This window comes from Bacillus sp. OV166, from assembly GCF_900177675.1.
Classification (GTDB): domain Bacteria; phylum Bacillota; class Bacilli; order Bacillales; family Cytobacillaceae; genus Neobacillus.
In genome coordinates this window covers 6,038,862-6,058,244 of the sequence record NZ_FXWM01000001.1, presented here as the reverse complement: position 1 = coordinate 6,058,244, position 19,383 = coordinate 6,038,862, and the positions used below count along the sequence as shown (strand labels likewise).

Genomic DNA, 19,383 nt, shown 5'->3' with positions numbered 1-19,383 from the left:
TCTGCTTTGGTTATCACAAGTCTTGTCCTCCAAAAAAGGGTGGTATCTCATAGATATTCGATATAATAATTCCTTATCCTTCTTCAAGTAACCTGCCAGTTCCTTAATAAGAAAAAGAAATTCCAATGACAACCCATGATCTTCAATTTACGCAGCCCCTCAATACTTGGGGTCTTTTCTAATGAAGAAAGTTAGTTTTAATAATTAGGTACACATTCGGACCTTAATTCATAATACTACGATAAAGGTTTTTTCTTATATACTTAAAGCTTGTGGCAGGTTGGTGGTTAAAATGGGAAGCGAATCTAAAGCAATAGTAGGTTCTGTGCTAGTATCTGTGGGAACAATAACAGCTGCAATTGGTTCTATGCCGTCCAACTATATAAAAAGTAACGTACGTGATGACTTAATTCTATTGGGAAACGTTTTACAGGCTGAAGGAAATGCTATTGATGCGGAGGCAAAAGGGACTGTCCTTAGGTCAGTTGGAAAAGAAATAACAGCAAGTGGGAATCTTACTGTCATTACAGGACTGGTTTTTGACATCAGGAAAGAAGCATCCTATAAATTATTCATTACAGGGAACTGGATACAAGCTTTAGGTTTAGCGGTTAATATTGGAGATGCAATTGATCTCCCTCCCTTCCCAGGCCAATCCGAAAACATTGTAGGAAGCATAACACAATTTATAGGAAACTCATTACAGGCAATAGGATGGTCAGAGGCACTAAAAAGAAAAGATGAAAATGATAATGAAAATAAACAAAAAAAGATAGGCTATTATTATGAGGACTATTATAAAAAAAATAATGGACAATCCGAATCCGAATCATTGGTAGCAACAGGTAGTTGGATCCAAGCAATTGGTTCTGTCATTTCAGTGATTGGAGTAATAAAAGAAGTAACCTAGGACAATTAAGTGGAAAGAAAGTAGGGCTTAAATCACACCTAACTTTTCTTCAGCCAGCTTTATATCCGATTCATCAAAACCAGGTTTTCTTTGTTTCGATTAAATATCTTACGTTTTCCATTTAGATAAAACCCCTTCACCAAAAAATCCTTCATTATTAATTCAATAACAAATTAAACATTTCTTTCTTCAAGTAACTGCTTCGTTAGCGTAACAAGAATAGCGACTGTTCTTATTGAACAATCGCACCCGTTAGTGGAATAAGACCCTTTCCAAAAATGAAATTATGAAAATACTCAACCCATAAGCCGTAATTGACTTCTGTAGATTATTTCACTTATTTTCAATTACAACACATCATCGCTTAATCAATCCCGACAGGTCTACTTCTAATACTTTATCTTCTTTATCGTTGTAAGTAGATAACAATACAGTAATGATTCCCGATTCATTCTTCGTCTCTTTCTTATCGATAACCTCGGCGATGGTATACAATTCATCACCTGGATACACCGGTTTTATAAATTTCATATTATTCATCCCTGTTCCAGCGATGATATCATCACCATAGATACCTTGTTCAATCCAAAGCCTTACTGAAATGCTTAATGTATGTAGTCCGGAAGCGATGATTCCATCAAATCTCCCCTGCTTTGCTTTTTCCTCATCTAAATGCATATATTGAGGATCAAATTCTCCTGCAAATCTCATAATATCCGCTTTTGTCATTTTGAAGGACTTAGTTTCAAACACCTGTCCAACTGTAAACTCATCAAACTTCATAATTACACCTCTTATTTAGAAACTTTTACACTTGTTTATATTAAGGTAGCATCAAATGCACATCAAGTTAAAAAAATACTCAAAATCCTCTAAAATCAATAGAAAAGAATACTTTTTTGGGGATATATATAATTCATCTTTGCAATTGTAAATACCTTATTTAACTATCCTGTTTCGTAAGTTCAATAAGAAAAAAAGATGCTGCTGCAGCAACCCATTCTTGAACTCTTGCACCCGATGTTTAAGTACATTATTTCACAATCTTTGATTTCATTATAAAAAAAGAATCGCCGCAGCGATCCCCTAGTTTCAACTCTTGCCCCCTTTCCGTGAAGTTAGAAAATTTAATTTACCTCTTTATTATTTTCTTATAATTTTTAATGTCCAAGGTAGAACAATCCCAAATAGCAACAAATAAAAAGGGATTGAGTAAACAGGTTTCCAACCTTTTAATTTTAAAAAACCTAATTTCCCTAATATATATTCCACTAGAAAAGATAACATTGAAAAGAAAATTACCCTGATTAACTTTGTAGGAGTGTTATATCGATTTAAAAACAAGATCGCAGTTGCAGCTGGTCCAATTACAAACATAAAAATATCAGGTATACCACCAATAGAGGGATCTCCTGAATCCATTTGATCAAATATAAAAAATAAGATAATGTTAGCCATCCAACCATAAAAACCAATCATTCCAAAAAGTAAAAGCCACTCTCTCCGTGAAATATTTTTAGTTGTAGTAATAGAAAGAGATAGCAGTATTGATCCTATTAGATAAATAAACCACGAACCTTTAGCAAATAGGTCTAATCTTTTTAATACACCATTCCAGTACATAACATCCCTCTTTAAATAAGTTAACTATTTTAAATCCAACTGATAAATACCCTTTCATATTATTTCAATTACTTACTTTTTTATGTACCATTGGAAAAAAAGACCTTCCAAAAATTTTTTTCTTTATTGAACTAACCTGCTTCTATAGTTTAAGTACATTTCTTCACAATCTCACACCAATATTAACATAAATATCCAGTTTTATCTGGAAGTCTTATTAAGTTAAATGATCCATTAACATAAAGAAAGAGCACAATTCTTGCTACAGAATTGCGCCCTTTAATGGAAAAACATAGTTTATGATTTTGATCAAACTTTTGAACTCCACAATACCGAGGGCCGTAATCCAACGGATACAGTTATAGCAATTGCTAGCTAAAGCTACTAAAGGTTTTTCTTTTAGCAGCCTTTTTTAGTTTCCCTGCGGACCACCGGAGCTACCTTAGTTGCTAATAGCTCTATGTTTTTAGCAACTTTTTTAAAAGGTAAACCACCTATGTCAATTTGAGCAAGGAAGCGTTGATGTCCAAACAATTCATGTTGGCGTAGAATTTTTTCAATAATTTCCTGCGGGCTCCCGACAAATAAGCTGTTATTCGGACCAGCCATTTGCTCAAAATCTGTTTGAGAGATTTTCAATTGCCCTCCGTTTTTCATAAAAGACTTGAAATAGTTTGTATAATAAGCGTAGAATTCTTCCTTAGCCTTTTGAGATGTTTTACTAATATAACCATGTGCACCAATTGCCACCTTAAGTTTTTTTGAATTGTGGCCAGCCTTTAACCCTGCATACCGATAGGCCTCGACTAGTGGCTTAAATTGAATAGGGTCTCCTCCAAGCACCGCTAACATCAACCCTTCCCCCAGCCTGCCAGTACGTTCTGCACTTTCTTGTGAACCTCCAACACCTATCCAAATGGGGATTCTCTGTTGAATTGGACGGGGGGCAATATCTACACCCTTAAGCTCCGAGCGGAAATGGCCTTTCCAGGTAATACGCTCATTCTCATTTAATTTTAATAAAAGTTCAATATTCTCGGAGAATAAACGATCATAGTCATCCAGATTATATCCGAACAGTGGAAATGATTCCAAAAACGCCCCCCGCCCTGCTACTATTTCAGAACGACCATTTGAAACAATATCTAATGTTGCGAAATCCTCGAATAAACGGACAGGATCGACTGTGCTCAGAACGGTTGTTGCACTTATCAGCTTAATTTGGCTAGTATTTTGGGCAATAGCCGCTAATATAATGTGGGGAGATGATACAGCAAAATCCAAACGATGGTGCTCACCAATCCCGAACACGTCAAGTCCTGCATCATCCGCCAGTTTTGCTGCCTCTATAATTTCATTTATACGTTGTTTTGCGCTTATTAATTGACCTGTATAAGGATCGCAAAGTAGTTCCCCAAAAGTGTAGATGCCTATTTCTATTCCAGAATTCAAATTTATTTCTTTTCCCATAAGTCTCCTCCTACTAAGGTTATTGGGATACCAGCGAACTAACTCATTCTATATATATATATAAATGACTCCTTTGACCAATACACTTTAAATTATTAAAACAAGCCGAATTATTGAAAAAATAAATTTTGTTAGTGTAAAGATAGAATCAATCATTCAAGCGAAATGGACTAGAGTTTTTAAAAGATTCGGAGAAAAACTTCAGGGACAGCCTTAGGAGACTGTCCCATGTCCATTAGAACAACTACATCTTTTGGTTCGCCTTACGTTTTGCCAATCGACGAGTTTTCATTAGCATTTTTTAAGAACGTATTTACCAGGGAGATACTTTGGTTCTTATCATAACTATGATAGATATTACTGGCCATTTTAATCGGATCACAAAAAAAGAAACGTTCGTATAACGATTGCCTGCTGCCAAATGCATTCATGCTTATGTTCCAAGCCAAACGAAAAAGTCTTCCTCGTTCATTCGCATTTACATTAGTAGCTTGTAAGTAGATTTCGAGGTCATTTTTTATTTCAGACGAAAAGTCAACTTCACTTAGAATCGATACGAGTCCACTGGCTCCAATTTGTTGCAAAATTTCGCAAAACCGAGGGTAAAAGCGGGTATATATTAAAATGGCTGTGCTTAATGGGTTAAAATCAGGAACCATTGTCCCCCATTTGTCCAATTTAGCATTCACTTCTGAGGTAGACAATAGTGCTCTAAGAGTTTCAAGTCCCGAAATCACTTCTGTTATCTTTTCATGAATATGTTGAAATTCCTCAACATTGATCGTATTAACAAGCATATGTGCAACACCGAGAATAAATTCAGTTTTAACAATTCTCCTAGATGTAATTTGGTGTGCAATTAGCGGATAAAAGCTGCTTTCAGCAAAGATTTTATAAGAGGCTTCTGGATGTTGATAACAAGGGTACCGCCAACATTTCGGAAATTTTGTACGCTAACCAAATATCAACATCAAAAAGCCGATTTCCTGAAGATGAACTGCACCCGAATTGTTAGACACACTCTAACAATTCGAGGTGCATTTTTTATGGTGAAATTTTCTCCAGAAGAAAAAATACAATCAGTAAAAGAATATTTAAATGGTAATGACGGTGGGAAAACAATTGCTAATTCTATCGGTGTACATCATAGTGTGCTTCACCAGTGGATTAAACAATATGAGATTTTTGGGGAAGATACAAGGAAAAATCACCAAACAAGACAAAGCGCAGGTAGTCTATGAATTAAGGCATGAATTTCCGGTGAAATCACTTCTACAGCTCGCAGACATTCCGCGAAGCACCTATTATTATTGGGTTAAAAATTTTGGTCGTCCTGATCCAGATGCAGAGCTAAAAAAATTGATTCAAGCAATTTATGACGAACTTAGAAATCGAGGACACAAAACAAACCATAAAAAAGTTCAGCGTATCATGCAAGAACTAGGATTAAAATGTCTTGTCCGTATAAAAAAATATCGCTCTTACAAAGGAAAGGTTGGGAAGATTGCCCCTAATCTTTTAGATCGCAATTTCCAAGCAGAAAAACCAAATGTGAAATGGGTTACAGATATAACGGAGTTTAAACTATTTGGAGAGAAGCTATATTTATCGCCGATGTTGGATTTATTTAACGGGGAAATCATTACATATACCATTGGTTCAAGACCAACCTATTCGCTTGTTTCAACAATGTTAGATCAAGCTTTTGACCGCTTAACGGACGAGGATAAACTCCTTATTCATTCTGATCAAGGCTGGCATTATCAAATGAAACAATACCGTCATGCCCTCTGTAAACGTGGCATTACACAAAGTATGTCACGCAAAGGGAACTGTTACGATAACGCCGTTATGGAAAATTTCTTTGGCATTATGAAATCCGAATTTCTTTATCTAAAAGAATTTGAGAGTGTGGAACACTTTAAGCAAGAACTAGAAAAGTATATAAAATACTATAATCACAAACGAATCAAGGCAAAATTAAAAGGCATGAGCCCAGTTCAATACCGAGTTCATGCCCAACAAGCTGCCTAACGAAATAATGTGTCTAACTTTACGGGGTCACTTCAAAGATAAGGAATCGACTTTTTTATTTGCTTGTTAAATTAAAGCACCCCGTTTGTTGAAGATGGGTCAATCCAATAAGGTTGAAATCTGGAATTCAGTCTTTCTTTTATCTTTATACTGTCGTTAATTTATTTGTTCTTTTAGATTTAATGTTCCAACTTTAGGTTCCAACATAATTTCAGTTAAATAGGTCCTTTTAAGCCAATCATTTACTAATGAAATAAGAGTGCTATCTAATGGTTTATCTAAGTTTTTCATATATATTTTTTTGATTTTAAGAAACGAAAGATCTTCTTCTTGGTTTCGAAGTATATGGTTAAGCCCTTCTAAAATATGATATTCAGATGGTCCTTTTACTAAACTTGCAATTTTTTTCGCATCATCAGGATTTACTTGAAGGTCTTTCGAACCTGTTATCGCAAGGACTGGACATTCAACGAAAGGTAAATCGTCTCCTACATCATACTGATGATGTTCTCTAATCCATTTTGCATTAATTTTTACCATACTTATCCTCATTACCGTTTTTTTGCTTCGATTCACTTTATCCATTGTCTTCTTATTTTGTTTTACAGCTCTTTGGTCTGCTTTCAAAACACGTAATAACCATCCCAAGAACCCTTTTTTCATTTTAATTTCCTCAGAAAATTTCCCCAATTGATAATCAATGGCTTCTGATAGGCTACCAACCGCTCCAGAAAGGAATACAATTCCGTCAACTGGTTCTATTTTGTTTACAGCAGGTGCAAGCAAGCATCCTTCACTGTGTCCCATTATAATAATCTTATTGTTATCTATTTGAGGATGGTTTTTTAAGAAGCGAATTCCTGCGACTGCATCGTTTACTAAATCCCACATTCCGCATTCTAGATAAGACCCTTCGCTTTCTTTTACACCTCTCTTATCGTACCTTAATGAAGCGACTCCTATTTCTGAAAAATACTTTGCAAAGGTATTAAATACGTCGATATTTTTAATACCTTTGACATTAGAATCTCTATCTCCTGGTCCTGAACCGTGTAACATAATAACCGCAGGAAATTTTCCATCTTTTTCTGGCAAAGCTAAAGTGCCTTTTAATATTAAATCACTTTTAAATTCTACTTGTTTTTCTATCAAGTCTTTTTCCCCCTATTAAATATAAAACTCTAGACCTGTATTTACCAATATAAACCAAAATACTAACTGAGTCACTAAAATACTAATAAAAAATTTAATGCAGACTATTTCTTTTGGTAAGGGTAATTTCCCGTTACTTCAATAAAAAAGAAAGCTGCATTAACAGCTCTGTCTATCTTCCCTTAAAGCACCTGATTATTTAATATGAATCCTGGCTTCCTTGCTACAAAGTTATTAACCCTTAAACGTTTATATACCAACAAAAATAAGCCATCTAATTCAAATGCGAATTAGGTGGCTATTTGCATTACTTTTTGTCTGTTTTGTACTCCAAAAGAGAACCCGTTAATATATTAGTGGGCAGCTTGTTTTTTAGATGAAGACGATTCCTTCACAAAGTCATATTTTTTATGACTTTGTGAAGGAATGTACTTAAACTAATCTGCCCGTTAGTTTAAGTATAATGTTTCACAATCCTACTTCTCTAATTTCTGTAATTTTAGTATTGACTAATATATAAATGTGTGTATAATTTAAAACTAATTGCATAAGCCAAATGTTTTCTAGGGTTCCGTAACTTTAATGTTGGTCTGGTCCGAGAGAGAACTCACAGCTATGCTGTGTCACGGAAGGATAAAAGCCTGGGAGAAACTGTTTACAGTCATCTCCCAGGCTTTTTTTGTTTTGGTAAAGAATAAAATTGGAGGTATGTTTAAATGAATGCAAACTGGATTAAAGTATTTGTTGCGGCTCTATTTGAAGTATTTTGGGTTATTGGATTAAAACACGCAGATGACTTTTGGACTTGGGCTGGAACAGTTATATCTATTATTATCAGCTTCTATGTGATGATTATGGCAGGACGACAACTTCCCGTAGGAACTGTATATGCAGTTTTCGTAGGACTAGGTACAGCAGGCACTGTCATTGCTGAAATTATACTGTTTGGAGAACCATTTAAAGTGAGTAAGTCACTTTTGATATTACTGTTACTAGCAGGTGTAATTGGATTGAAATTAGTTACAAAGGATAAGATTCAGGAAGGGGCTGATTCCTAATGGCGTGGTTTTCTTTATTCTTAGCAGGGTTATTTGAAATGTTTGGTGTTGCTATGATAAATAAACTTCATAAGGACCGTAATTTGAAATCCTTGATTCTATTAATTATTGGATTTGGAGCAAGTTTCATCATTCTAGCTTATTCAATGAAAACACTCCCTATGGGAACAGCATATGCAATATGGACAGGGATTGGAGCTTCTGGTGGAGCAATATTAGGAATGCTCTTTTACGGAGAACCAAAAGACTGGAAAAGATTGGTCTTCATAACGATGGTTTTATGTGCAGCAATAGGATTAAAACTTGTATCATAACGGAAAAAAGGATAAGTATTATATATCACCTATCATAATGGAATATGAAAAGCCTATTCTTTAACTCAACTTATTATTAAAGGGGCTTTTCTTATTCAACCTGCCCCGTTACTTTAAGTGCAACTTTACACAATTTATATTTTCATTTTCACATAAATATCCAATAACTCTTCGGTAAATCAACTTACGTTCACTTAAATGTTCTAATAAATTCAATCAAAATGTTGGTTAAATGTTGGGGTACAAAAAAAGTCTTCCCCGAATGGGAAAGACCTGTGCGAAGACTCCATTACATATTTTCCTTAACCTTCACCATCGAGGTTTCCTGTGTTACATTACCTTTGCGTTTTAGTTTACCCCAGCCAACGGTTACTCCCTTTATTGCCGAGAAGATCGATTTTATCACCACATAAGTCATCAGCTGCTTGTACAAGATTCGTTGCAGAAACAATGAGGCTAGTGGTTTGGGACTTTCTTTCTCCAAGCGAAACGCATAGAGAGAAGTACCGAAATCCAGCAAGTAGAAAAGAATAAATCCGATCGCTGCTCTTTCAGGGTGCGGGTTAAACAGGGCTAAAATAAACAAGATATCTGCAATAGGCGATATGGTTTGATAAATATATTGGAAAAGCCACATATTTGGTAGGGCGATAAATCCTAATGAGTTATGTTTTTTATTGAATAAAGCATCCCGATGTTTCCATAAGCATTGTAACGTACCGTAAACCCATCGGTAACGCTGTTTTGCCAGACTTTTAATATCTTCCGGCACTTCTGTAAAGGCATAAGCCTTTTCTTCAAATTCTATCTTTTTCCCTTGACGTAAAAGGGTAAGCGTGATATCGGTATCCTCTGCCAGTGTATCCTCTTGAAAGTATCCTGCATCTTCTACGGCCGTCTTTCTCCATGCACCGATCGCACCTGGTACAACCGTAATGCAATTGAGAGCGGCAAAAGCCCTTCTCTCCAGGTTAAAGCCTGTCACGTATTCGATATGCTGCCAGTTTGTAAGGAGGTTCCCCTTATTGCCGACCTTTACATTACCTGAAACCGCAGCAACATTTTCATTCTTAAAATGGTTAACAAGCAATGAAATCGCATTTTCAGCGATGAGTGTATCAGCATCAAGAGCCACCACGATTTCCCCGTTTGCCTCTTTAAAACCAAGATTAACAGCAGAAGATTTTCCCCCATTGTTTTTTTTAATTAATCTGACGAGCGGATGTTTTGTATATGTTTCTTGAACGACAACAGCGGTATCATCCTTTGATCCGTCATCGATAATCAGTATCTCAAAAGCAGGGTAGTCGCTCGATAAAATAGAATCTACTGTTTTACAAATTACTTTTTCCTCGTTGTAGGCAGCAATTACCACACTGACAAAAGGTGTGAAGTTAGGGTCAATCACGGTCTCTTTATACCTTTTTACTTGCTTCCTTGAAAGGAAAACGAAGATAGCCAGTCGTAAGATTCCTAACAGGATCGCTGAGTAGAACAGGAAGCTTAATCCTAAGTGCCAGCCTTGTATCACCATGAATACAGCCTTGTCATAGACCAAATAAGGGCTGTCCTTAACAGGGGGCATAATCTGACTATCACTTTTTCCAGTTAGATCAGCAATGGTGGTAAATGTATAGCCGCGCTGTTTGAGTTCTTTAATAATCGTAGGCAAGGCTTCTACCGTGTTGGAGCGGTCACCGCCAGCATCGTGCATCAAAATCACATTTCCTTCAGGCAGCTGATCCAATACCCTGTTTACAATTTCATCACTAGAAAGTCTTTGCCAATCGTCTGAGTCAATTAATTCACCGACCATGGTATAACCCATATCCTGTGCTCGCAATATTGGCTCCAGTTCGCTCTTTGTGCTCGGTTCCGCATTGGCCACATATGGCGGACGGAAAAGAGTCATCGAATGACCGGTAATTTCTTGAAATAATCGCTGATTTGCATTTAGCTCCATTCTCGTTTGAAATGGTGTGATCGATGCAACATCCGGATGGGTAAAGGTATGGTTGCCAATTTCGTGACCTTTTTTATACATCTTGTTAACCAGTTCTGGATGCTGCAGCGCGTTCTCTCCAATGATAAAGAAGCTCCCTTTTATATGATTCTTGTCCAAAATGTCCAATATTTGTGGTGTATAGGTTGGATCCGGACCGTCATCAAAGGTAAGGACGACTTCCTTACCTTTCGGCTGGCCATACCGAACGACCTCAGAAGGCTTTGGTAATTTAGTATAGGTCTCGGTTTGAATCAACCCATGTGAATCCAATTGAATCGTTCTTGTTCCTTTTTCTGATGGAGAGGCAATTTTTAAAATCTCTCCAGCACCTGTATAGTGAACAGACTTAGGGCTGACCAAGGTTTGAAGGGCATGGGATGGATCGGTTATTCCCTTTGGTTTATTCAGGAAATTCCAGATCGAAGGATCTTCAGAACCGAGCCGCCAAACCGCTATTCCTCTTGAACCGTGATCTATCACTAGCTTCATTTGATTATAAAATGAAGCTGCATCTAAAAACCAAACAACATGGTTTTTTCCGTTTCTTTTGTAGCGTACATAAGGGTTGCCTATTTGTTTATTCCATTGGATTTGGAGGTTGGTCCCAATTCCTAAATCCATGATATCGCCGAAAGCAACCGTATCTGCGGGCTGATGGGAGTTTTCTTCCCAGTCGTAACCGAAGCTTCCCAAACTCACAATCAATTTTTCAGAAGGAATATGGAGCTGGTTCAAGTTCTCTTTTACCCAATCAGACGGAGCCACAGGTCCAGGTTTACTCATCGAATGGTGCTGATCATAGAGCATGACAATCATGCGATCAACGTTCGTTGCTAAAGAAGTATAGTTAAAACTATTGTTATTCGGCGGAACATCCAATGTGACCATCAGACCATGTGGATGAAACGCCTCATAAACTTTACCGATAAAATGAGTGAAATCCTCTTTGTCCTTTGGCTGGATATCTTCAAAGTCTATATTAATTCCGTCAAAGTCATTTGTTCTCACATATTCCAACATCTTTTTAATAAAAAGATCTTCAGCACCGGGAGTAATAAATAAGCGGTGTAGAGCCTCGCCATCCCATTTATTATTACTAAAATTATTCACTAATGGGAGAATCTTTATATTATGGGCTTTGGCCTCTGCAATAATGGACTTGTCCGTGCTGGTTTTTAGGGTAAGACCAGGTGTCAGCTGCATCCACCCCGGCACTAATGTTGTAATCGAATCGCTATTCTTTTTAAAAGAAGTATGGCTGTTTTTGTCCCAATCGACGTAAAAACCATACACTTCTTGTTTCTTGTTCGATTGCCCGATATTTTTTTGAATAAGAGGGGATGGACTCGTTTTTTGAAACTGAGTGGCAAGCTGTTCTGCACTGAAACTTTTATTAATCGGCTCGATCCCGCTCTTTACTGCGCTTTTATTTAATTGTAGTTCAGGAAATTCAGGGTTCGTATTAAGACTTTCAATAAAAATAGTCGATACTAAAATAATTAAAACCGTAAAGCCTGCACTCATTCGTTTGATAATGGACCAGCGTCTTTTGGCTGGATCAAGAAAAACATGTTCTTGATTTCTCTCCCTCTTTTTCAGCCCTAAATTGTAAAACCAATGGAAAATAAAGTAGCAGACAAGACCAATCAAGCCTCCTAGGACACCTGAAGCCATGGTTTGTGAAAGCTGTATTTTAGACTGCAGGGTAGAAAATAACCAGTAATCCTCCAATAAACGCATATCCAGGAAGGGTAAATGATTCATCTTTGGTATAAAAAGCGGAATCAACGTTCCAAGAAATAAGGCAATGATATTAAGACGCAACAAAAGTGAAAGAACAAGCAATAATGGAATTCTAAAACTATCTAAAGGGAAAAACCCCATGAAAAAACCAAGTGTACTTGCAACCGCTCCTGCATTACCAGTGACAGGTGCAAATAATGATCTAACAATCCACCTAAAAATTCGATTCACATAGACTCCTCCTATAGGCGTAGTGTCAAAAATTCTATTTTAATCGATTGAGTTTATACAATTAAATCTGTAAAAGGTTCACTGAAACGTTAATCGAAAGGAATTATAAATCGTGCGCATCGAAGGGACAGACTTTTCGACAAAAAATGACTAACAGAATAAGCTTAGGTAGTCATTTAAAGATTTTGGGGGTAGGTAGAAAAAGTTCTTTTCAGTTTTTAATGGTAATTTGTAATTTTTTCAGAGTTTGATAGAGGTTGGAGGGGAGAAGTGTTCGCGCACTTCTCCTTTTTAGCTTGGTTGGAAGCTAGTGAAGGCGACTAGTGCACGTAGAGGTTGAAAAATTAGATGAACGGTAACCATAGGAAGCGAATGATGCCCGTGGAGGTTAAAAAAATGAATTCATCGGCGTAATGTCAGGCGGTATTATCTATGAAATAGTAACTGAAATAATACCTGCAATTCGGTCAAACTTTTAAATTTGTTTGTGGATCGTTTGAAAAAGTAAGCCATCAAAGGCTAAAAGAAAAAGGTGCAGTCTCGATAACCGGCGAGAATGCACCTTTTCCCTTTTTTAAGCTATTTTTTCCTCTAGTTTATTCCCCGTCCCTTTTGTTATGATAAGGACTGCCAGTGAGTTTTTAATAATATTAACGGTTGTCGAAGATTGCCTTTGTTCTATACATTTTGTAGAAGGTTGTCTAAACTAACAATAAAAGTTTTTTACTTGAAGAAGGGTATGAGGAGAAAAAATGGGGCATCCAAATAGATTAATTAGAGAGCAATCAATTGAACCATTACCTGAAAATAAAAGGAAATCAGTTTTTCAAGATCTAACGACTCAAAACGTATCTTCTGGATTAATTTCTAGTACTTTAGTCATGACAGGTCCAGCGTTAATCATTCTGCAGGCAGCAGCGGCAGGGCATTTCTCTAATCAGCAAACCATCAATTGGATGTTTGCCGTCTATTTCTTTGGAGGGTTGTTAGGGATCGTAATGCCTCTGTTATTTAGAATTCCCATTACCGGAGCTCACTCGATTTCGGGGGTTGCTTTTTTAGCGACAGTGACAGCACATTTTACTTATCCCCAGCTAATTGGCGGGTATGTGATGTCAGGGCTGCTGATTTTGCTGATTGGGTTGTCAGGACTTTTTACTAAAATTATTAAATGGGTTCCGAAAGAAGTCATTGCAGCCATGCTTGCAGGTCTGGTCACCAACTATGTGGTTCAGCTTGTTCAAGACGTTAAGGCCTTACCCTTAGTGGGTGGGGCAGCCTTGCTTAGTTTCTTTATCAGTACGAAAATCTCAAAACGGATCCCGGCCGTTATGGTCGCAGTGGTTGTCGCTTTTATTACTTTGTTTTTAACCCAAGATCTACATAGCTCATCTAAGGAGATTGCTTTTTTTCTACCATCCATTCAAATGCCGGAATTTACATGGATGGGCATGGTCACATTAGGTCTGCCTCTGGCCATGTTAATCCTAAGTAATGATATGGCACCTGGAATCGGCGCACTAGAAAGCTCGGATTTTGAACCTCCGATCCGAAAAATTGTTTCTTTTAGTGGAGTGTTTTCGATTATTGCCAGTTTTTTCGGGGGGCAAAGTGCGAATATTGCTGGCATGATGACCGCCATCTGTTCTAGTTCGGATGCAGGGGTAAAATCAAAGAGGTATATGGCAGCGGTGGTATCGGGGGTTTTGACATTATTGTTTGGAGTATTCGCTTGGAAAATTGTTCCGTTTATCCAAGCGTTACCCCACGCGTTTGTGTCGATGCTAGCAGGATTTGCGTTAGTCAGCGTCCTTCTTTCTAGTTTGCAGCTGGGTTTCTCCGAAAATAAATATCGCTTAAGTGCCCTATTTGCGTTCCTCATCGCGTTATCCAATGTATCATTTTTCCATATTAGTGCACCGGTATGGGGTCTGGTTGTTGGAGCGATTATTGCAAAGACGGTGGAAGCGTAATGTGCCTGTCACGCCCCGAAATTTGTCGTAGATTAATAGGTTGTTAGAGGGGAGAAGTGTTCGCGCACTTCTCCTTTTTTTTGCCGCAATCTAATTTCACTATCGGAAGATTAGCCGCTGTTCATATTATGGGTATGGGCACATGTTCTAGTTCAGCGGCTAAACATGGTTCCTTTTTAAAAGAGTTATTTATTGAGGAGAGACTAGCTGTTGTGTTTTCGCAAATAAAAGCCTTACTTTCGCAGGATTACATAATTTCGAATTCTTATTACATATTTTACGAAACTTATTACATAATTTTGGATTCTTACTACATATTTTACGAAACCTATTACATAATTTTGGATTCTTACTACATATTTTACGAAACCTATTACATAATTTCGCGCACTTACTACATATTTTACAAGTCTTACGACATTTGCTGGATAATAATTGGAAATGCCTTAGGATTTCAGTGCACCTATAATCCATTTGGTCTATTTTTAAATTTCAGATTTTAATTGATTGACAACATTAACCAGCGAGTGTAGAGTGAAGGTTAAATTAATAGGAAGACCACTAGGGGAGCCTTTTTATGGCTGAGACGAGAGTTATCTTGGACCCTTTGAACCTGATCTAGTTCATACTAGCGTAGGAAAGTGGAGTTCGTGTATGGATAAGATATAATTATTCAGCCGCTCCATTTTTGGGGCGGTTTTTTCGTGCTTGAAATTTCAGTCGCGCCTTCTAGAGTCTTCCCATTAAAACCAATAAGGGGGCAAAATTTTATGAGTTTTTCAGCAGAGTTAAGAAAAGATGCAGATCCTATTTTCGAGGCGATTTTTGAACATCCGTTTGTGCAAGGAATCGCTAATGGGGAGCTAGAGAAGGAACAATTGATTCATTATGTTAAACAGGACTTTGAGTATTTGAATTCGTTTATTCGCATCTATGGAATAGCGGTTTCGAAGTGTGAGAATCGTGAAGATATGGATATGTTTAATACGCAGATTTCTTTTATCTTAAACAGTGAAATCCATCCTCATAATAACTTTTGTCAAGTAGCAGGTGTTCCTTACGAGGTATTACATGGATATCCGTTATCTCCCTCGTCCCTTCATTACACGCGTCATATGCTTACCGTTGCGCACGAAGGTACTTTAGGGGAAATTTTAGCTGTGTTGTTGCCATGTCCGTGGACGTATTGGGAAATTGGGAAAAGATTAATAACGGAGGTTAACCCTGATCGTTCTCATCCCTTTTATGATTGGATCAGTTTTTATGGAAATCGTACCGATTCGATTACCACGAAATTTTGTGCCCGTCTTGATGAGTGGGCAATGACAGCAACAGAGAGAGAAAAGGAAAAGATGAAGGATCATTTCTTAATCAGTTGTCAGCTGGAATATATGTTTTGGGATATGGCCTATAAACTTGAAGAATGGCCTGTGAAAATGGAGGTAGTGAAACGATGACTTGGAAGATGAAGGAAGTTGTCCTTGCTGTGATTCTAGCGGTCGCTTGTGGAGTGATCTATTTAGGCTGGTCGACGCTTTGGATTCCCATTTCCGCTCTTGTCGGGCCGGTGGGCGCAGGTTTTATGTTTGGAATTTGGGTGATTGCTAGTCCAATCGTTGCGTATATTATTCAAAAACCGGGAGCAGCGCTTATTGCAGAGGTTGCAGCGGCGGCAGTAGAGTTATTAACAGGAAGTCATTTTGGTTTATCGGCCCTTTTAGTAGGTGTCTTTCAAGGGATTGGTGCAGAAATCGCATTCGCAATATTCGGATATAAACTCTACAATCTATTTACTTTAATGCTATCTGGAGTTTTTGCAGCGCTAGGCAGCATGATTTATAACTTAATCGCTAACGGTTTTGATTATTACACGAAGGAAGTATTTTTTACAACGTTAGGAATTCATGTCATCAGCGGAATGATTCTCGGTGGATTGTTAGCGAAGGTCATTGTGGACGCACTCGCAAAAACAGGTGTGTTAGAACAATATGAATTGATGAAGGAAAAAAGGAAAAAGGAAAACGTCAATGGACATGTTTCTGGGATGTAAGGATCTTTCGATTCGCTTTTATAATCGCTCTGAAAAAATACTTAGTCAGATTACTTTATCCATCAATAGAGGGGAGAAAGTATTAATACTAGGGCCTAGTGGGAGTGGGAAATCGACGTTGATTTCCGCTCTTGCAGGCATTATCCCGGAGCATTTGGAGGCAGAGGTAAGTGGTGAAGTATTCTGCAGGAAAGATGCCGGTGTGATGTTTCAAGATCCAGATTCGCAATTTTGCATGCTTCATGTCGATGAAGAAATTGCGTTCAGCCTCGAAAATCGATCGATTCCGCGAAACCAAATGGACCAAATGATTTCTGAGTTAATGGATAAAGTAGGGCTGATGGTCGATAAGAAAACACCGATTGAAACTCTTTCAGGTGGGATGAAACAACGATTGGCGTTAGCTTGTCTACTGGCATTAGAACCTGAAGTCATCTTCTTTGATGAACCAACAGCCCAGCTAGACCCAGCTGGCCGGAATGAGATATTTGTTTTATTGAATCAATTAGCCCAAAAGACAAACCATACGATGGTATTTGTCGAACATGTCCTAGACGGCTGCATCGAATGGATGGATCGAGTCATTATCCTAAATGAGAATGGATGTATTATCGGGGATGGTCAGCCAAAAGAAATGCTGCTGCATTTTAAAAATGAAATGAAAGAGGCGGGTATTTGGCGCCCTAAGTTGTTTCCTCACAAATGGGAGGAAGTTGTTCAAAATGACGCGCACCCACTATCTATCAAACTTGCTAATCTGATAAAAAACAAACCGCTCAAGGATGGCGATATTTTACTCCATACCGAAAATGTTGAAATTGGCTATCGGAAGAAGACCATTGTGAGCGACATTGATATAAAAATCCATAAAGGGGAATGGATTTCAATCGTCGGAGAAAATGGAAGTGGGAAAAGTACCTTTTTAAAAAGTCTGATCCGATTGGAGACGATTAAAAAGGGGAAAATTCTCTTTCAAAATACAGGGCTAAAAAAGTGGCCTGAACGAAAATTATATGAAAAAGCAGGCTTTGTTTTTCAAAATCCAGAACTTCAATTCATTACGGATACTGTCTTTGAAGAAGTTGCCTTTGGCGGCCGACAACGAAATTGGCCAGAAGAGGTGGTTCATACCAAAACCAGCCAATTGTTAGAGGAGTTTGGATTGGAATCGCATCAACATGCTCACCCGTTTACACTAAGTTTAGGACAAAAACGGCGGTTAAGTGTGGCGACGATGTTATTGTTGGATCAAGATTTATTATTGCTGGATGAACCAACATTCGGTCAGGATGAAAAAACAGCGAACGAACTGATTCAACGCTTACAGGAGAGGCAGGACCAGGGAACAACGATTGTGATGGTCACCCACGATATGGATTTGGTGGATGGTTATTCTGATCAAGTTATTCTCTTCAACAAGGGAAGAGTAACCTATCAAGGGACCCCCTATGGGTTATTTTCAAATCCGAGTAATTTCCGTGATAGTGCGTTAATTCCACCCCTCCATTACCAGTTGATGCATGCACGAATGGAGGGGGTTTTGGTATGAAGGCTAACGATTCATTCCTAGCAACTCTCAATCCTGCTTGTAAACTGCTTTCTCATTTGATCGTGATGTTTCTTTTAATGGCAATCTCAAATCCAATGGTGACTTTTTTGATCTGGTTACTTGCTGTATTGATCGGTATTTTTTTAGGCGGATGGAGAATGACTTACCTTCTGAAAAGGCTCTTGCCTTATTTAGGTTTTTTTATTCTTGTATTTTGGATGATGGCGGCGTTTGGAGAAGGGGAAGAAACGATTTGGAAATGGGCCTGGTTCCATATTACGCAAGAGAGCATGAATCATGGCTTAACAATCGGCTTGAGGATGTTAGCGTTTGTTACGTATGGATTATTATTCACCTCTACCACAGACATCACCTTGTTCATCATGAGTTTAATTCATCAATGTAAACTTTCACCTAAATGGGCGTATGGGCTATTAGCGGGGTTCCGCTTTATCCCACTATTCCAATCTGAACTAAACCAAATGAAGACTGCTCATAAAGTCAGAGGTTACAAGCAGAAAAATAGCTGGAAAGCTTTTATGAGGTACTCTTTGCCACTGTTCACTCAAGGAATAAGAAAATCAGAACGGATTGCTATCGCAATGGAAGCGCGTGGATTTACGGGCACAAGAGACAGAACGTATTATCAAACACCGAAAATAGTATCGAAAGACTTGGTCTACTTACTTTCTTTGGTAATTGTTGGATTGGGGATTATTATTTTTATTGGATGAATGGGAACGAATAGTTAGAGGGGAGAAGTGTTCGCGCACTTCTCCTTTCTACTTTGGAAGGTTCGTCAGTTGCCGGCATTCCTAAAGGTCTTTTTGATCGACGTTTAGTTCAATTAGATTCCCATCAGGGTCCGCACAGAATATTTGCGCAAAACCGCTCATGCCATTGGGTTTCTCTAACAGCTCAACATCCTTACTTTTCAGCCAATTCAGAGTCTCTGTGTAATCCTTCACTCTTAGTGCAAAATGACCTTCTCTGCTGCTCAGGCACTTATCTTGGCGAATCGTTTGTGATGTAGGAAGAACGATTAAATGGAGCTGTTGTCCCTCAACTTCGTACCAGGCACCAGGAAAATCAAAATTAGGACGTTGTATTTCTTTTAAACATAAGATGCTGCTATAAAAATGCTTGGCACGTTCTAAATTAGTAACCGTTAGACTAACGTGGTGGAGCTCTTTATATTGAATCACCGCAGTCATCCCCCCTAAATAAATTTATTTTCATCATAACACAAATAGATGATTGATACGGCGCGT

The 19,383-nt window shown here is 37.9% G+C and carries 16 protein-coding genes, 1 pseudogene and 2 riboswitches; of the genes and pseudogenes, 10 read left to right on the top strand and 7 right to left on the bottom strand.

Features of this window, described 5'->3' with window-relative positions:
• The first annotated feature begins 292 nt into the window (after window positions 1-292).
• Window positions 293-910: a hypothetical protein gene (locus CCK98_RS29685; protein WP_088089888.1), complete on the top strand. Its 618-nt coding sequence runs from the start codon at window positions 293-295 to the stop codon at window positions 908-910.
• Window positions 911-1,267: 357 nt separating this feature from the next.
• Here CCK98_RS29685 and CCK98_RS29680 read toward each other — a convergent pair whose 3' ends face one another.
• From CCK98_RS29680 to CCK98_RS29665, 4 genes are all read right to left on the bottom strand, one after another.
• On the bottom strand, window positions 1,268-1,693 hold the full coding sequence (locus CCK98_RS29680) for a MaoC family dehydratase (RefSeq protein ID WP_027323078.1): 426 nt from the start codon (window positions 1,691-1,693) through the stop codon (window positions 1,268-1,270).
• A 360-nt stretch (window positions 1,694-2,053) separates the two neighbouring features.
• Window positions 2,054-2,533: a hypothetical protein gene (locus CCK98_RS29675; protein ID WP_088089887.1), complete on the bottom strand. Its 480-nt coding sequence runs from the start codon at window positions 2,531-2,533 to the stop codon at window positions 2,054-2,056.
• A 399-nt stretch (window positions 2,534-2,932) separates the two neighbouring features.
• On the bottom strand, window positions 2,933-4,003 hold the full coding sequence (locus CCK98_RS29670; protein ID WP_088089886.1) for an LLM class flavin-dependent oxidoreductase: 1,071 nt from the start codon (window positions 4,001-4,003) through the stop codon (window positions 2,933-2,935).
• Window positions 4,004-4,266: 263 nt separating this feature from the next.
• Window positions 4,267-4,893: a 4-hydroxyphenylacetate 3-hydroxylase C-terminal domain-containing protein gene (locus CCK98_RS29665; RefSeq protein ID WP_088089885.1), complete on the bottom strand. Its 627-nt coding sequence runs from the start codon at window positions 4,891-4,893 to the stop codon at window positions 4,267-4,269.
• Window positions 4,894-4,911: 18 nt separating this feature from the next.
• Here CCK98_RS29665 and CCK98_RS36875 point away from each other — a divergent pair, with 18 nt between their 5' ends.
• Together CCK98_RS36875 and CCK98_RS29660 are read left to right on the top strand one after the other, a co-directional pair.
• Window positions 4,912-5,244 (top strand): transposase, encoded by a 333-nt coding sequence (locus CCK98_RS36875; RefSeq protein ID WP_306298975.1) that lies wholly within the window; start codon window positions 4,912-4,914, stop codon window positions 5,242-5,244.
• A pseudogene (locus CCK98_RS29660) lies at window positions 5,171-6,037 on the top strand (IS3 family transposase); the annotation flags it as partial. The gene CCK98_RS36875 and the pseudogene CCK98_RS29660, both read left to right, overlap by 74 nt.
• Window positions 6,038-6,193: 156 nt before the next feature.
• Here CCK98_RS29660 and CCK98_RS29655 read toward each other — a convergent pair.
• Window positions 6,194-7,189 (bottom strand): S9 family peptidase, encoded by a 996-nt coding sequence (locus CCK98_RS29655; RefSeq protein WP_088089884.1) that lies wholly within the window; start codon window positions 7,187-7,189, stop codon window positions 6,194-6,196.
• Between the two features lie 552 nt (window positions 7,190-7,741).
• Window positions 7,742-7,839, top strand: a riboswitch (guanidine-I (ykkC/yxkD leader).
• 66 nt (window positions 7,840-7,905) lie between these two features.
• Between CCK98_RS29655 and CCK98_RS29650 the strand changes: the two genes are divergently transcribed.
• Both CCK98_RS29650 and CCK98_RS29645 read left to right on the top strand, forming a co-directional pair.
• Entirely contained in the window at window positions 7,906-8,247 is a 342-nt protein-coding gene (locus CCK98_RS29650; RefSeq protein ID WP_088089883.1) for a multidrug efflux SMR transporter, read from the top strand.
• The gene (locus CCK98_RS29645) at window positions 8,247-8,561 is read left to right on the top strand and encodes a multidrug efflux SMR transporter (RefSeq protein WP_088089882.1); all 315 of its coding nucleotides are present in this window, start codon (window positions 8,247-8,249) and stop codon (window positions 8,559-8,561) included. The genes CCK98_RS29650 and CCK98_RS29645 overlap by 1 nt, the downstream gene beginning before the upstream one ends.
• Window positions 8,562-8,850: 289 nt before the next feature.
• Here CCK98_RS29645 and CCK98_RS29640 read toward each other — a convergent pair whose 3' ends face one another.
• Complete coding sequence (locus CCK98_RS29640; RefSeq protein ID WP_088089881.1) at window positions 8,851-12,540, bottom strand: DUF2062 domain-containing protein; 3,690 nt, start codon at window positions 12,538-12,540, stop codon at window positions 8,851-8,853.
• A 752-nt stretch (window positions 12,541-13,292) separates the two neighbouring features.
• Here CCK98_RS29640 and CCK98_RS29635 point away from each other — a divergent pair.
• From CCK98_RS29635 to CCK98_RS29615, 5 genes are all read left to right on the top strand, one after another.
• Window positions 13,293-14,513: a benzoate/H(+) symporter BenE family transporter gene (locus tag CCK98_RS29635; protein WP_088089880.1), complete on the top strand. Its 1,221-nt coding sequence runs from the start codon at window positions 13,293-13,295 to the stop codon at window positions 14,511-14,513.
• Between the two features lie 553 nt (window positions 14,514-15,066).
• Window positions 15,067-15,170: riboswitch (TPP riboswitch) on the top strand.
• Between the two features lie 113 nt (window positions 15,171-15,283).
• Complete coding sequence (gene tenA / locus CCK98_RS29630) at window positions 15,284-15,970, top strand: thiaminase II (RefSeq protein ID WP_088089879.1); 687 nt, start codon at window positions 15,284-15,286, stop codon at window positions 15,968-15,970.
• Window positions 15,967-16,563 (top strand): ECF transporter S component, encoded by a 597-nt coding sequence (locus CCK98_RS29625; protein WP_088089878.1) that lies wholly within the window; start codon window positions 15,967-15,969, stop codon window positions 16,561-16,563. Before tenA ends, CCK98_RS29625 begins: the two co-directional genes overlap by 4 nt.
• The gene (locus CCK98_RS29620) at window positions 16,541-18,112 is read left to right on the top strand and encodes an ABC transporter ATP-binding protein (RefSeq protein ID WP_088089877.1); all 1,572 of its coding nucleotides are present in this window, start codon (window positions 16,541-16,543) and stop codon (window positions 18,110-18,112) included. Before CCK98_RS29625 ends, CCK98_RS29620 begins: the two co-directional genes overlap by 23 nt.
• Window positions 18,109-18,846 carry an energy-coupling factor transporter transmembrane protein EcfT gene (locus CCK98_RS29615; RefSeq protein WP_088089876.1) on the top strand — a complete coding sequence of 246 codons (738 nt, stop codon included), beginning with the start codon at window positions 18,109-18,111 and terminating at the stop codon, window positions 18,844-18,846. Before CCK98_RS29620 ends, CCK98_RS29615 begins: the two co-directional genes overlap by 4 nt.
• Window positions 18,847-18,927: 81 nt before the next feature.
• On the opposite strand, the gene CCK98_RS29610 is transcribed toward CCK98_RS29615, so the two are convergent.
• Window positions 18,928-19,317 carry a VOC family protein gene (locus CCK98_RS29610; protein WP_088089875.1) on the bottom strand — a complete coding sequence of 130 codons (390 nt, stop codon included), beginning with the start codon at window positions 19,315-19,317 and terminating at the stop codon, window positions 18,928-18,930.
• Window positions 19,318-19,383: the final 66 nt, after the last annotated feature.

Excerpts from the sequence above, each read along its gene's own strand:
- CCK98_RS29685 (WP_088089888.1), top strand. The coding sequence starts at position 293 with ATGGGAAGCGAATCTAAAGCAATAGTAGGTTCTGTGCTAGTATCTGTG.
- CCK98_RS29680 (WP_027323078.1), bottom strand. The coding sequence starts at position 1,693 with ATGAAGTTTGATGAGTTTACAGTTGGACAGGTGTTTGAAACTAAGTCC.
- CCK98_RS29675 (WP_088089887.1), bottom strand. The coding sequence starts at position 2,533 with ATGTACTGGAATGGTGTATTAAAAAGATTAGACCTATTTGCTAAAGGT.
- CCK98_RS29670 (WP_088089886.1), bottom strand. The coding sequence starts at position 4,003 with ATGGGAAAAGAAATAAATTTGAATTCTGGAATAGAAATAGGCATCTAC.
- CCK98_RS36875 (WP_306298975.1), top strand. The coding sequence starts at position 4,912 with ATGTTGATAACAAGGGTACCGCCAACATTTCGGAAATTTTGTACGCTA.
- CCK98_RS29650 (WP_088089883.1), top strand. The coding sequence starts at position 7,906 with ATGAATGCAAACTGGATTAAAGTATTTGTTGCGGCTCTATTTGAAGTA.
- CCK98_RS29645 (WP_088089882.1), top strand. The coding sequence starts at position 8,247 with ATGGCGTGGTTTTCTTTATTCTTAGCAGGGTTATTTGAAATGTTTGGT.
- CCK98_RS29635 (WP_088089880.1), top strand. The coding sequence starts at position 13,293 with ATGGGGCATCCAAATAGATTAATTAGAGAGCAATCAATTGAACCATTA.
- tenA (WP_088089879.1), top strand. The coding sequence starts at position 15,284 with ATGAGTTTTTCAGCAGAGTTAAGAAAAGATGCAGATCCTATTTTCGAG.
- CCK98_RS29625 (WP_088089878.1), top strand. The coding sequence starts at position 15,967 with ATGACTTGGAAGATGAAGGAAGTTGTCCTTGCTGTGATTCTAGCGGTC.
- CCK98_RS29620 (WP_088089877.1), top strand. The coding sequence starts at position 16,541 with ATGGACATGTTTCTGGGATGTAAGGATCTTTCGATTCGCTTTTATAAT.
- CCK98_RS29615 (WP_088089876.1), top strand. The coding sequence starts at position 18,109 with ATGAAGGCTAACGATTCATTCCTAGCAACTCTCAATCCTGCTTGTAAA.